Annotated in this window: 6 protein-coding genes and 1 pseudogene; 4 read left to right on the plus strand and 3 right to left on the minus strand. The window is 68.2% G+C overall.

Features of this window, described 5'->3' with window-relative positions:
* Nucleotides 1-359: 359 nt before the first annotated feature.
* On the minus strand, nt 360-1,766 hold the full coding sequence (locus ACWCPM_RS30850; RefSeq protein WP_450979554.1) for an IS701 family transposase: 1,407 nt from the start codon (nt 1,764-1,766) through the stop codon (nt 360-362).
* Between the two features lie 222 nt (nt 1,767-1,988).
* Nucleotides 1,989-3,685, minus strand: a pseudogene (locus ACWCPM_RS30855) (FAD-binding protein).
* A gap of 346 nt (nt 3,686-4,031) precedes the next feature.
* Here ACWCPM_RS30855 and ACWCPM_RS30860 point away from each other — a divergent pair.
* Both ACWCPM_RS30860 and ACWCPM_RS30865 read left to right on the plus strand, forming a co-directional pair.
* The gene (locus ACWCPM_RS30860) at nt 4,032-6,845 is read left to right on the plus strand and encodes an ATP-binding protein (RefSeq protein WP_450979555.1); all 2,814 of its coding nucleotides are present in this window, start codon (nt 4,032-4,034) and stop codon (nt 6,843-6,845) included.
* A 152-nt stretch (nt 6,846-6,997) separates the two neighbouring features.
* Nucleotides 6,998-7,723: a sigma factor gene (locus ACWCPM_RS30865; RefSeq protein WP_450979556.1), complete on the plus strand. Its 726-nt coding sequence runs from the start codon at nt 6,998-7,000 to the stop codon at nt 7,721-7,723.
* A 1,271-nt stretch (nt 7,724-8,994) separates the two neighbouring features.
* Here ACWCPM_RS30865 and ACWCPM_RS30870 read toward each other — a convergent pair.
* Complete coding sequence (locus ACWCPM_RS30870) at nt 8,995-9,627, minus strand: RNA polymerase sigma factor (RefSeq protein WP_450979557.1); 633 nt, start codon at nt 9,625-9,627, stop codon at nt 8,995-8,997.
* Nucleotides 9,628-11,195: 1,568 nt separating this feature from the next.
* On the opposite strand from ACWCPM_RS30870, the gene ACWCPM_RS30875 reads away from it, so the two are divergent.
* Together ACWCPM_RS30875 and ACWCPM_RS30880 are read left to right on the plus strand one after the other, a co-directional pair.
* On the plus strand, nt 11,196-11,318 hold the full coding sequence (locus ACWCPM_RS30875) for a hypothetical protein (protein WP_450979558.1): 123 nt from the start codon (nt 11,196-11,198) through the stop codon (nt 11,316-11,318).
* A gap of 279 nt (nt 11,319-11,597) precedes the next feature.
* Entirely contained in the window at nt 11,598-13,865 is a 2,268-nt protein-coding gene (locus tag ACWCPM_RS30880; RefSeq protein WP_450979559.1) for an N-acetylmuramoyl-L-alanine amidase, read from the plus strand.
* The last annotated feature ends 122 nt before the right edge of the window (nt 13,866-13,987 follow it).

Here is a 13,987-nt window from a genome sequence, read left to right on the forward strand (position 1 = left end):
CCGAGCTCATACAGGAACGGCGGATTGGCCGTCGCCTCCGCGAGCTCCAGAGCTGCAGGCTCAAGGATGGGCTGAGTCATCACTTCACTCCTCGGATCTTGACTTTCCCCCTTACGACAAGACATCTGTTGAAAGCATTACATCCATCGATGGACAAGGCACTCGGCATAGCGAACTGGTCGATGTACCGCTTCGTGCACTTGCTTCCCACCTGGTGCTACTTCCTCTGGAATCTCAGGTTCCAGTCTCTAGGTGTCCACGATCAAGAGCAGGGTTCACTCGCAGACTTCGACCGATGCGTCGGACACCGCAGCTGCTTCGCGTATCTACCGGTAGTTCGTTAAATCCGGAGGTAGAGGTCAATGCCGTGTCCGGTGGTGACCGCGTCGATCAGGGCCTGGAGCTCGAAGGGTGGGTCCGTGTCCGTCCAGGCTCGCCACCACCGGTTCAGGGTGATGGCGGGGGTGAGCCAGGAACGGATGGCGCGGAATGCCTTGGGCCAGCAGGGCTGTTGGGGCCGGTGGGACAAGGCCGGTCCCCCTCTCTGGCCCTTCGTCGGGGCACGGGTCCGGTGCGGCGGCATCGAGCGGTCCGGGTGGAGTGAACCACTGGTCCCAGCAGAAGGAGAAAGCGCAGTTGACCAGGGTCTGGTGGCGGCGGATGGCTCGGTCGGAGCGGACTTGGAAGTCGGCCCAGCCGAGTTCGTCCTTGATCTGTTTGTAGCTCTGCTCGATCCATGGCCGCAGGCCGTAGAGGCGGACGATCTCTGCGAGGACGGCCGGCGGGTGCGAGCCGGTGGTGGCGTGGGGTGCGTCGGGGTGGGGCAGGTTGGTGGCCAGGTACCAGGTTGCCTTCTCCGGCAGACTTGCCGGGTCGGTGGTGGCCACGACCAGCCGGCAGGGTGAGTCGGGGCCGTAGCCGCCCAGGCGGGCGTCAGCGGCCCACCAGGTCTCGGTGTGCCCGTCGCGGAAGTGACGCTCCACGGGCGTCCAGTCGCCGGGTCGCTTGGCATCGCGCCAGGTCAGGGCCTGGGCGGCTTCGATGGGGGTGTGCGGCTGGTCGGCCGGGGCCCAGGTGCCGCGGTGCGGCTTGAGCGCGACCACGTGGGCCAGGCCGGCCTCGCGCAGTGCGAGGTACCAGTCGTCACTGACGGAGTAGGCGCAGTCGGCGACCACCGCCCGGCAGCCGAAGCCCGCCTTCTTCCCGCGGGCCGCGAGGGCGGCGGCCAGCTGCGGTTTCGTACGGAAGGCCGGATCGGACCGGCCGCGGGCGAAGTGATGGGCAGGGGTATAGGGAGTCGCGTGCAGCGGGTAGTACACACGGCCGTCGGTCCACACCGTGGTCACCGTGACGATGCCGTTGTCCGTCTTGCCCAGCCGACCCAGCCACTGCCTGCCCACATGCGCGGTCGTGCCGTCCTTGCGGTCCCCGGAGTCGTCGATCACGATGACCCCGCCGTCGTGCGGAGCCGTCGCCGGCTCCTCACACAGCAGCTCGAGGCGCCGGTCGTTGACCAGCTCGGCCTCCCAGGGCGACTCGGACAGGAAGAACTGCAGCCGCTGCACCCCCGGCATCCCCGCACCCGCCACCGGCTCCGATCCTGCCAGGCAGGTGATCGTCTTGTTCCGGTCCCGCGGCGCCAGCAACCCGGTCAGGGACTCGCGGAAACCCCGCCGCTGAGCCAGGCTGAAGAAGATGTCGTCGAACCGGGCCGCGTACTCCTCCAACCAACCCGGCGCAGGCGGACACGGACGGCGAGCAGTCATCTTCAGTCCCCAGCAAAGCAGTTGACTCCTACCACCGGCCTACGACCGAGCCGACCTGCCGTCAACCCACCCCACCGCCGAATTTAACGAACTACCGGTAACAGGCGCTCGCCCTCGTAGCCGCACCAGACCACCTGCTGCCGGGCGAAGTTGGACGCTGCCCCTGACGCGGCGTACCGATCCCGAGAGTCACGATCCGGTAGCAGCGCCTGCAGAGTGCTTCTACTCGAGCAACTTGCCGTCGGCTGATACGCCGTGCATCAACTCAGCGATGTCGCTGGGGATTGGTGGGACAGGTTCGCGGCGCACCCCGGTCTCTGGCGACCACACCAGGTTGACTTTCAGGTCCGGGTTGAGATCGGGGTAATCGAACCTGTTGTGACAGCCTCGTGTCTCCCGCCGCTCCAACGCGCACTCGAGTGTCGCTCGAGCGGCGAGTACGGTGGACCTGAGGTCGAAGGCGCACGCAAGGTCCTGAAAGCCGCTGACGTCGACGTATACGCCCACGTCCACCATTCGGGTCTCGATCTCGCCGAGTCCGGCGAGCCCGGCGGCGAGCCGGCCTCGTTTCGCACGACACCGGCATGCTCCGTCATCAGTTGGCGCACCGACCGTTGCAGTGCGCGAACGTTTTGGTCGCCGTCAGCGGCCAGAAGCCGGTTCACGTCCGCCTCTGCGTCGCGAATCGCTCCTGGCGACCGTTGCTGGCTGGTGAGCTTGGCCGAGTACTCCGCCGCGGCCCGGCCAGCGATTTGGCCGTAGACGAGTAGTTCGATCAGCGAGTTTCCCTCCAGCCGGTTCGCGCCGTGCAGACCACTGGCAGCCTCCCCGATCACAAAGAGCCCGTTGACATCGGTACCGTGGTCCTCAGGCCTGACCCATACGCCGCCCATAGAGTAGTGGGCAGTCGGTGCGACCTCGATCGGGTCGCGGGTGACATCGAGCATCTGCAGGTCCAACAGGGTCCGGTGCACCCGCGGCATCCACGTCAAAACCGTCTCACGCGGCAGGTGGGACAGGTCGAGCCACACGCCGCCGGCCTGGGTTCTGCGGCCCTCCTTGATCTCGGTATAGGACGCCAGCGCGACCCTGTCCCGGCTGGAGAGCTCCATTCGCTCGGAGTCGTAGCGGGTCATGAACCGCTCACCGAGGTTGTTGAGCAGGATCCCGCCGTCGCCGCGTGCAGCCTCGCTGACAAGCGTGCCGGCCGCGTTCTCCGGCTTGATCAGCCCGGAGGGGTGGAACTGCACCAACTCGGCGTCACGCAAGCGGGCACCGGCCTCGGCGGCGAGGCGGAAGGAGTCGCCGGTGTTCTCGTCACGACGCGAGGACGTATGCCGCCAGATACGAGTGTGCCCTCCTGTCGCGAGGATCACGGCGTCTGCATGCACGAGGTAGCGCGAGCCGTTGACGAGGTCGAATCCATAGGCACCGAACACTGTCCCATCGTCGACCAGCAGTCGGGTGACGTACAAGCTCGACAGGACGGGAATGGCGAGCTCGTTCGCGCGTTCGCCGAGCACTCGTTGCATCTCCGATCCGGTGTGGTCGCCGACGAACGCGGTGCGTCGGTAGGTGTGGGCGCCGAAGTAGCGTTGGGCGATCCGGCCGTCGCCTTGACGGTCAAAACGCATGCCGTAGCGCTCCAAGTCGGAGATTCCTTGCGCGGCGTGGCGGGTCACAACCAGCACGGCGCGTGGGTCGGCCAGTAAGCAGCTCTCCTGCAACGTGTCAGCCGCATGCTGCTCCCACGTGTCGGCGGGGTCGGTGGTGGCCAGCGCCCCGTTGATACCACCGGATGCCATGACGGTGTGGGCATCGTCAGCCACGCGTTTGCCCACCGCGATGACCGTGACACCAGCCTCGGCGACTTCGATGGCTGCGCGAAGGCCTGAGCCACCGGTTCCCACCACGAGCACGGATGTGGCGAGTTGGTGTCCGAGCGATGACACGGGACCTCCTGTAGCGGCGGACGGACGATAGGCGATGCTCGACCGGATAGCGGCGCCGGCTGTGGCACTCCCGGAGCGTTGCACGGTGTGCAGTCCGTCACAGCCGTTGAGATGTCCGGCTGCCTGCGCGGTTTGTGGTGACTGGTGGCTTTTGAGGGTTCACCCCGTCCTGTTTTTCACGGAAGGACTCATTCATCCCATGCCTCACGGTGGTCCGAAATAGAGGGAGGGAACCCTCCCAGGTATCATTTCGTCGATTGTCCGACAATCGCCCTGGGGGTCGTCCCAGGAGTCCTCTAGGAGTCTGCCTCGCATGACCGACAGCCCGCTTGCCGTCCTGGTTGGCCGGTATCGCGAGTGCACGGCGCTCGATGACCTGCTGGTCGGCCTGCGTGAAGGTGGGTCCCGAGTATGGGTAATCCGTGGCGAAGCAGGCATCGGGAAGTCGGTACTTTTGGAGTATGTGGCCGCACAAGCGTCACGGGTGACGGTGACCCGAGCGCGAGGCATCGAGGCCGACATGGAGCTGCCCTACGCGAGCCTGCACCAGCTGTGTACGCCGTTCCTGGCCGAGGTCGAAGCATTGCCGGGACCCCAGCGCGATGCCCTCCGCGTGGCGTTCGGGATGGCGGCCGGAGACCCGCCTGACCGCTTCCTGGTCGGTCTCGCCGTGCTGACTCTACTCACCCGCGCCTCAGAGTCCCGACCGGTGCTCGTCATAGTCGATGACGCCCAGTGGCTGGACCAGGTGTCCTTGCAGACACTGGAGTTCGTGGCTCGACGACTCCTCGCCGAGGCAGTAGCGATGGTGTTCGCGGTATGCGACCCTGAAGGGCAGGCCGCACTCGCCGGTCTGCCGGAAATGCAGATCGGCGGTCTCGATGCCGCCTCGGCCGGAGAACTCCTCGAGGCCGCCGTCGGCGGGCGGGTGGAGAAGCGGGTTCGAGACCGGTTCGTTGCCGAGATGAACGGCAACCCACTCGCACTGCTCGAGTTCTCCCGCGGCCGTAGCGCCGCCGAGCTGGCATACGGCTTGGACTCGAGTTCCCCGACTGCCCAAGGGACGGTGTCGAGCCGCGTCGAACGGGACTTCGCCAGCCGGCTCGGTTCGCTGCCGGCGCCGACCCGGACGCTGCTGCTGATCGCTGCGGCGGAACCCGTCGGTGACGCGCTCTTGCTGTCCCGTGCAGCGGCCTACCTAAAGGTCACTATTAATAGCGCACCGGCCAAGGCGGCCGGCTTGATCGAGCTCGGTGAGTCCGTTCGGTTTCGACACCCGCTGGTCCGTTCGGCGGTCTACCAACAAGCCGACCCCGAAGAACGCCGAGCGGTGCACCGGGCCCTGGCCGCGGCCACGGACCCGGTCCTGGATCCCGACCGGCGCGCCTGGCATGCCGCGCAGGCCGCCGATGGGCCGGACGAGGAGGTCGCCGCAGGGCTGGAGCAGGCCGCTGGCCGCGCGCGGCAGCGCGGCGGCATGGCCGCAGAAGCGGTACTGCTGGAGCGCGCAGCCGAGGTGACGCCGGACTCCTTGTGGCGGGGGCGCCGAGCCCTCGCGGCCGCCGAGGCGCACTTCTCGGCCGCATCGCCTGGCCGCGCCACGGAACTGGCGACGCTGGCCGAATTGTGCCCTCTCAGCCCCTTGGACCGCGCCCGCTTGGCGCGCCTGCGTGCCAGGATTGTCTTCGCCCGCAGCCGCAGCGACGAAGCGGCATCTCTGTTCCTCGACGCCGCTGCACAGTTTGCTGCCGCCGGGTCGCCACTGGCGCGCGAGACCTACCTCGAGGCGATCAGCGCGACGATCTTCGCTGGCAGGATCCAGGGGCCGACAGGTGCCCGTGCCGTGGCGATCGCGGCCCGCGCATCCGGAGCGCCCTCGTCAGGCTCCAAGGCCGCCGACTTGCTCCTGGACGGTGTAGCCACGCTCCTCGCAGACGGCTACGAGTCCGGTGTCCCGGCACTGCGTCGCGCGCTGGAGCCTCTTGCGCATGAGGACCTAGGCACCCGGGAAGCCACGATGCGTTGGCTTCTCCTGGTCCCGGTCGCGATCGAGGCGTTCATTCACCAGGCCTGGGACCTGCACGCGTGGGACACGCTGGCGACTCGTGCGGTGCGCCTGGCTCGCGACAATGGAGCGCCCGGCGCGCTGCTACTGGCACTGAACTACACCGCTGGGGTGCACCTCCGCTGCGGCGACTTCGCCGAGGCAGCCCGAATAGTCGACGAAGCCGACGCGATCGCCGCCGCGACCGGCCACGCGCCGCTCAAATACGCGAAGCTTGCCCTGGCCGGGTGGCGAGGTGACGAGAACGCTGCCGCCGGCATCGTCGAAGCCGTCAAGGCGAGCGCCGCGCAAGGTGGCGAAGTGTCCCTCCTGGGTGTCACGAGCTATGCCCAAGGCGTGCTGTACAACGGCCTGGCACGCTACGACCAGGCGCTGGTAGCCGCCCGCTCGGGTATCGAGCACGACGGGTTCATCTTCACCGGCCTGTCGCTGGTCGAACACGTCGAGGCCGCGACCCGGTGCGGCGAGCTCGGCCAGGCCCGCGTCTCGCTTGGCCGGCTGGTCGAACTCACCCGCGCTGCCGATTCCGGATGGGCCCGTGGCGCCAGCGCTCGCAGCCAGGCTCTCCTCACCGACGACGCTGAGGAGGCCGATGGTCTGTATCGGAGCGCGATCGAAGAGTTCGGCCGCTGCCGCCTGGTCGTGGAGGTGGCACGCACCCACCTGCTGTACGGCGAGTGGCTGCGCCGGACCGGCCGCCGTTCGCTGGCCCGAGAGCACCTTCGCACGGCCTACAAGATGTTCGACGGAATGCGGGCGAACGCGTTCGCCGAGCGAGCTCGCCGCGAGCTGCTCGCCAGTGGCGTGCACGTCCGGGTGCGGGAAATCGAGTCGGCGAGTGCCCTGACCTCACAGGAGTTGCAGGTCGCGACGCTCGCCGCCGGCGGCTTGACGAACGCGAAGATCGGTTCGGAGCTGTTCATCAGCCCACACACCGTGGAGTGGCACCTGCGGAAGGTGTACAAGAAGCTCGGGGTCAGCTCACGTCGCTCGCTGCCGGGTGCCCTCGCGATCGCCCCGGCCGCGGACACCAGGGGCGCGGGTACGGTGCAATCCGGCTGAGAGCCGGTGCGGGCAAACTTCGGGGCCCCCGGGGTCCCCCCGGACTCGACCACGGACTCGACCACGGACTTCCAGGGCGCGATGAGCTGTGCCGCGGACTGAGGGTGGAGCCGTCGCCCTCGATGGGCGCCGTCCACGAAGAGGAGTCCCCGATGTCCGCGCCCAGCCTGGAGACGACGACGCCAGCCGAACCCCCGGTCGCCCCGTCGGCCGAGTACGACCTGGACCTCGCCCTTGACATCTTCCTAGCCCAACGGACACGACTGTTCCGCATCGCCCACCAAATTGTCGGCGACGTCTCGGGAGCCGAAGACCTGGTCCAGGAGGTGTGGCTGCGCTGGCAGCTCACCCACCGCACGAAGATCAAGAATCCGGCCGCGTACCTGACCACGGCCACGACCAATCTGGCGATCAACGTCATCCAGTCCGCGCGACACCGCCGCGAAACCCCGACCGAGTCGCAGTTGGTCGGTGTCGTCGACCGGGCCGCCGAGGATCCCGTGCTGCGCGCCGAGCAAGCCGTGGCGCTTGAGACGGCCTTGGCCCTGCTCATGGCGAGGCTGACGCCGAATGGGCTGGCGGCCTACGTACTGCGGAACGGCTTCGACTACAGCTATGCCGATCTTGCGGGGTTGCTTCGGATCAGCGTCCAGAACGCACGGGTGCTGGTCCACCGCGCGCATGCCCGCCTCGAGCGTGACCGCGACCGGCCAGTCCCCGTTGAGTCACACCGTCGCCTCGTTGCCGCGTTCCAGACCGCGGCCAGCACCGGTGACCTCGAAGGCCTCACGCAACTGCTCGCCCCCGAGGGCCATGTACACCGCTTGCCGTCGCCAGCCCCTCGATCGCCTCGTCCGTGTCACCGACCGGCTGCGTGAGCGATGCGTGAGCGGACTGTGCAAAACGAGCCGTCACAGGCTGGACTGCGCGTCCTGCCGCGTGGCGCTGATCAGGTGGAACAGCACCTCGCGGCACGGGCGAGCAGTATCCGTCAGGCCGCCGACACCGCCGCCGACGGGTCCAGAAAGCGTACGGGCCCGCCGTCCACGCGATCTCCACTCGGTAGACGCCCGGGGAAATACGCACCGCCAGCTCCCGCGGGGGCCTCGTCGGCAACCCGCGCTCATATCTCCAGGTGTCGTCGTCGTCCCACGGCGCATCGACCACTAGACGGCCGCTGGGTACACGGATGGACGTCACCTCCTCGATGTTCGTCACAACGACGGGTGTTGCCGGATCGTCGTACACCGTCCCCAAGTGGGCACCGGGCGTGAAAGCCGTCTCCAAGTACCAGGTGGCCTCAGGCCCGGCTGCCAGCCGCGCGTCCCCGACCCACTTCATGTCTCACCCCTACGGTTGAGGAACTCGACGTCACCCATGTGCCCGGCATGACGCGCCAGTCTGACGATGGCTCCGCAGGGGCCTCAGTGCGGCTCGTTCGGCGGCTTCCCCTTGCCGGCTGGGTCCTTTTGCGGCTTCCTGGATCTCTCTGGAGTAACGGGGTCGGGCTTCTTCACCTCGGGCGATGGGGCCGCGGCCGCGCGCGTCGACTGCGCCAGCACTCCGGCGCAGTACGAGGCCACCATCGCGGGGCCGCCGGCTGCTTCCTCCAGACGCTGTCGTACGGCGCTGTCTGCCGAGGTGTCACGCTGTGACTGTTTCGCATAGACGCGACAGTGGGCCACCTGGTCCTTTGCCGTGAGCGGTCGTTTGATGGCGGCTTTGCCGTCCCCGGCGGGCGGACCGGATGGTCCAACTCCGCTCCTGGGTTCGGCCGTCGGTGGTGAAAAGACAGGTGACGGGGATGATGACTGACTTGGAGGTGGCTGGGTGGGCTTCTCTGAACGGGCGGGAACGGCTCCGGTGGCCATGGCCACGCCGCCCAGCAGCACGCCGCCGACGAGAGCACCGGCTCCGGCTCTGATCCAGCGCCTGCGCCGCGAGGGCTCGGCGGCACGCCAGTCGTCAGCCGGGCGGGTGGGGAGGCTAAGGGTGTTTTCGTCGCGTGCCGCACGGAACGCGGCCAGAATGTGGTCGGGTGTCTGCGGAGCAGAGGGAGCCGTACGAGCGGCGGCGGTCAGGACATCGTCCACTGTTGCCGACTGCTGTTCCTCCTCGCGGCGCACGGCGTCTCCAGATCGGTTGGCGGTCATCTTGCATCTCCCAGCGGTCGGGAGTCGGAATTCGTCACATGTTCGCGGCTGGGCGCCGCGAGTTCCCGGGCGAGCCGCTTCAGGCCGCGGTGCACCGCGGAGCGGACTGCGCCGGGGCGTTTGCCCATGACGCGCGCCACAGAGGGTCCGTCAAGGCCGATCACGGTCTGGAGAAGTATGGCCTCAGCCTGCTGACGGGGCAGCGTATGGATCAAAGCGAGGGCCCGTTCGGTGGAGAGCCTCTCGAAGGCCTCGGAGGCTGTGTCCTGGCGCGCCGGAAGGCCTGCGACGTCTTCATGTTCCAGATGGGCCGAGCGCGGACGGCTCTTGAGCCGGCGGAGGTGATCGAGAGCCCGGTGGCGGGCGATGGTTGCAGTCCAGGCCCGAAAGCCGGCTCCGTCGCCGCGGAAACGGCTCAGGTCGCGTGCAATCTCGAGCCACGCGTCGGAAGCCACGTCCTCGGCATCCTCTCCGACCATTCCCCGCAGGAACCTCAGCAGGGGCGGCTGAACAAGCTGGTACGCCATCGAGAAGGCACCCTCGTCACCGCTCTGCGCTCGCGCTACTGCCGCTCCGAGTTCATCGTCGTACGCCTCCGGCTTGCGCCCGCCGTCCCCACCCTTGGCCACGCGTCCCTCTTCGTTCCGCTCCCACGACACACAGGTGCCGAATGTAAACACCCATCCATGCCAGCGACAGGAGCAAACAGAATGTCACGCCTCACCAACACAAGCGTGGTTGACGGTGATCGGGTCGAGCGTTCGTGAGCCGGTCCGGATGCGATCGCCCCCAGGTCGTGACGATGGCAAGGGCGGTGGGAGTCCCGCTGGATGCCAACACGGAGAGTGACCACGCAGGTTCGCGATCCACGGCCAATGAATCAGCGACAACGCCACGCCAGCCACCGACGGAGCCAGGTCAAAGCCGTCGCTAGCAGCGCGAACTGCGCTGCGTCACGTGGACCATCCGGTGTTGCTGCAGTGGTGAACCGGGGGCAGGGTGTTCGGCCGTCTCGCTTTGACGAGCGAAACGGGAGGAGTGGCGCGTCGCCTACGTCGGGCCGGAGGACACCTCGCGCACACGTACACAGGACCAGCCCTTCAGCGCCGGGTGCCCGGCAGTTCACCTACTTGGGGCCTTTGGTCGCCCCGCGCCCCCGGGCGGGCTTTCCGTTGATGTTGCCCGGCCCGGTCGTGGTTGCGGTGGGTTCCTGGGCCGTGGATGAGGCGGAGGAGGGCGCCGAGGTCCCGCTGTCCGCGGGGGAGTCACTCCGGGGTGCTCCTGCAGGGGGAGGCTCCTTGACGCCGAGGTCCGGGGCGCTGGTGCCGGACGGCTCGCCGGCGACGGAGGAAGAAGCGCCTCCCTCTGTTGGCGACACGGACCGAGCCGTGTTCGGCTGCGCAGGCTCCTGGACCCCTCCCTGAGTCCCGGATGAACCGGAGGTGAGGCCCACGGCGAGCGCGACGGCAAGACCCACGGACCCGAGAACGCCGACGGCGACCGCCTGGCGGGGCACCCGCGGGCCCCGCGCAGGCCGTGCTCGTCGCCGCGCCCCCCGCCCCTGATCAGGCCCCTTGGGATCATGGGCGCCAAGGATCACTGGCAGTTCACGCGTTTCGTCGTATGCGTTCTCCCAGCCGTGAGCGGCCGCCGGATCGGCAAACCGCTGGTAATCGGGCTCCGTCTCGACGGACGGGCGGTACACCTTTGGCGTGCCCGGCGCCGCGCCGTTGGCCTGCTCTTGCCATGACATGGCTGGTGATACTAGAGGCAAGGCAAGACACGTGACGCAGTCGCTGACCCTCGACGACACCGTTTCGTAGCAAAATGTCCGACACCTCCAGGGGTCGTAGTGCAATGAGTGCTCGGGGTGGGCGGGCGTTGAAGGAACACCGCGGGCATGGCTTCGCGTGGGTCGGCCAGATCTCCGTCGTGGCTCTGAACGACATGTTCGATCAACTGCTGGCGCACCTCGACGCATGCCGTCGGCGGCTGTATCTCGCCAACGCGGCCGGTCACTCGGGATCATGCGGTGGCCAGGTGCGAGGGATCGGCGAGCTGTCCGGCCGTCCCATGCCGACTGCGTAGATCAGAGCCCTGTGAGCCGGCCAGAAGCGGCTGACGGCGACCGACCCGGGTCAGCGGGCCGCGTCGGAGCTCTCATCGGGCCGCACACCCGGATTGGTCCGGTCTCAGCGTGACGCTGGATCATGCTCTCGCGATGGGCCTGGCCTCGGCGTTGTCGTGCGACGGGCTCAGCGTGACCTTCCGCCCGCGCCGGACCGTCCGCTCGCGCACCGTCACGCAGCACAACCCCTGATCCGGAGCAACATCCTTGGCTTGAGCACCAGCTGGCGTTCGTTGGCTGTGCCACTCAGGCAGACGTGCACAGGCGGCATCCACACCTCGCAGCCGAAGTGATCTGCGTCACCGCAGCCGGTTCCCGCGTGATGTTTGCCGGTCGGGTTGCGCTGGGACATGCGGGCCGCCTGTGAGGGGTGTGCCTCATGTGACTTGTTCGTCCGTGGCCTTCGCGGGCCTTCTGTGGGGTGGATACATCGTGAGTCGTCGCACGTCGCATGCGTACAGACCACTGAGCTTGAAACGGCGCACGTGGCTGACGCTCGCAGCGGTGGTCGTGGGGGGCGGGGGTGTGGTGACGTACGCCGTCGCCAGCCCTTCGGACCCCGGTGCGCAGGGCCGGGCCAAGCGGCCCGTGAAGGTCTACGACCTCACGCTGAAGGGGACCGCGGGCGGCAAGCGGGAGTTGCCGCGTACGGACACGGAGCAGTTCTCTCTGGTCGGTGTCTCCTGGACGGGGGCCGTCAAGCAGCTCGACGGAACGGCGCAGGTCCGCACGCGTGGTCTGGACGGCGGTGAGTGGAGTGCCTGGCGGGATCTCGAAGTCAATGTCGACCCACCGGAGGACCCCGAGGCCGGAATGCGCGGCGCGTCCGAGCCACTGTGGGTCGGCCCCTCGAACGGTGTCGAGGCCCGGGTGGTGCACGAGGACGGCACCACGGGCGCGCTGCCCAAGGGGCTGAAGGTCAGCCTGGTCGACCCTGGTGTGGTGACCGACGCCGAGGCGCGTGCGACCGAGCCGGCGGCGTTCGTCGCCGAGGGGAGCAGTCCGGCGGCCACTCCCGCCGATTCCGCCACACCGTCCGATGGCGCGACCGCGACGCCGACGGACGGCCCGACCGACACGTCCCCGGCACCGAGCGATCCCACGTCCCCGGAGCCGACCGACAACACGGCCACGGCGACACCCACCGACTCGGCATCCCCGTCGGCTTCGGCGAGTGCGTCCCCGAGTCCGTCGGCCACCACGCCTTCCGCACCGCCGTCGACTGTGCCCAGGCCGCCGATCACCTCGCGTGCCGGCTGGGGCGCGGACGAGTCGCTCAGCCCCGACCCGTCCGAGTACAACGCCGACGTGAAGGCCGTCTTCGTCCACCACACGACCGGAGCCAACGACTACTCCTGCGCCGAGTCGGCGTCCCTCGTGCGGGGCATCTACGCGTACCACACGCAGGTCAGCGGCTGGAACGACGTCGGCTACAACTTCATCGTCGACAAGTGCGGAACCGTCTTCGAGGGCCGCAAGGGCGGCGTGGACCTGCCGGTGCTCGGTGCTCACACCTACGGCTGGAACCGTGAGGCCACCGGCATCGCGGTACTCGGCGAGCACACGTCCATCGGCGCGTCCAACGCTGCCCTGGCCTCCGTCGCCCGCGTGGCTTCCTGGAAGCTCGGCCAGTACGGAGCCGACCCGGCAGGCACCGTCCAGCTCAACGCCGGGGCGACCCAGAAGAACTACACCGGCACCAGCTTCACCGCGGGCACCAAGTACACGTTCAACCGTATTTCCGGCCACCGCGACGCCTTCAACACCGAGTGCCCCGGCAACTCCCTCTATCCCCAGCTGCCGACCATCCGCGCCTGGGCGGCCGGCCCCGTACAGGGCCTGAAGGTCACCTCGATCACCGGCGCGGGCCTGTCGGGCTCCACGTACTACACCAAGGGCGCCATCACCCCGCGCTGGACGGCGACCACCCCGGCCGCCCTCATCTCCAAGTACGAGGTGCTGGTCGACGGCAAGGTAGCGGCCACCGTCGCCGGTACGGCCACCTCCGCGAACGCGACCCTGGCGGTGGGCAGCCACACCGTCGCAGTGCGGGCCGTGCACCAGTCCGGAAGGACAACAACCACTGCCGCGCTGACCGTTGTGGCCGATGCCACCGCGCCCACCTTCACCACCACACCGAAGCTGGCCCTACGAACCGGAACCGTCAACACCACCGCCGTCCCGGCCACCCTCACCTGGAAGGCCGCTGACGAGAAGGCGCTGCGCGAGGTGAAGCTGCTCTCCCCGACCACGGCGACCTTCGGCCCGACTATCACTACCTCCAGCCGCACCGCCGCGTCCGGCACCGCGGGCACCTGGTCGATGCGGGCCTACGACTTCGCCGGCAACTACACCACATCGTCTCCCGCCTACACACCCGTGATCCTGCAAGAGAGCTCTGCCACCAAGTCCGGCAGCTGGACGACCCGGTCCTCCACCAGCTATCTCGGCGGTAAGTCCTACTCCAGCGGCTCCAAGGGTGCGAGCCTCACCTGGACCTTCACCGGCCGCTCCGCCTCCTGGGTGGTTTCCCGGGCCTCCACCTCGGGTCAGGCCTATGTCTACGTCGACGGCGTCAAGGTCAGCACAGTCGACCTGAAGTCCTCCACCACGCTCTACCGACAGGCGATCTGGACCAAGGCCTGGACCAGCAGCGCCAAGCACACCGTCAAGATCGTGGTCGTCGGTACCAGCGGCCGCCCCACCATCACCACCGACGGCCTCGTCTACATCAAGTAGTCCCACACCGCGGCCTCGGGGACCTGCCCCGAGGCCGTATGAGGGCTCGTCATCACGCCGAGTGCCAGTCCGATCGGACCGAACCTCGGATTCGGTGGCCATGTCAGTGACTCAGCCTGGTC

The organism is Streptomyces sp. NPDC002309 (genome assembly GCF_053593375.1).